Here is a 297-nt window from a genome sequence, read left to right on the forward strand (position 1 = left end):
ATGAAATGGCTATGAAGCCGGGGCAAGCAAGCCTGCGTCGCGCCGATTCCGGTGCGGCTTCTCTCTCACGGACCTGTCCATGCGTTTGTCGCGCTATTTCCTGCCTATCCTCAAAGAAAATCCGCGCGAGGCCGAAATCGTCTCGCATCGGTTGATGCTACGCGCCGGCATGATCCGCCAGCAGGGGCAGGGCAGTTTTTCCTGGCTGCCGCTGGGCAAGCGGGTGCTGGACAAGGTCTGCATGATCATCCGCGAGGAGCAGAACCGCGCCGGCGCGCTGGAGATTCTCATGCCGAC

Annotated in this window: 1 pseudogene; it reads left to right on the plus strand. The window is 61.6% G+C overall.

From position 1 onward, the window contains the following. Nucleotides 1-79: 79 nt before the first annotated feature. Nucleotides 80-297, plus strand: a pseudogene (locus tag EN852_RS39040) (proline--tRNA ligase); the annotation flags it as partial.

The sequence above is a fragment of the Mesorhizobium sp. M2E.F.Ca.ET.209.01.1.1 genome, assembly GCF_004010375.2.
In the GTDB taxonomy this organism is placed as follows: domain Bacteria; phylum Pseudomonadota; class Alphaproteobacteria; order Rhizobiales; family Rhizobiaceae; genus Mesorhizobium.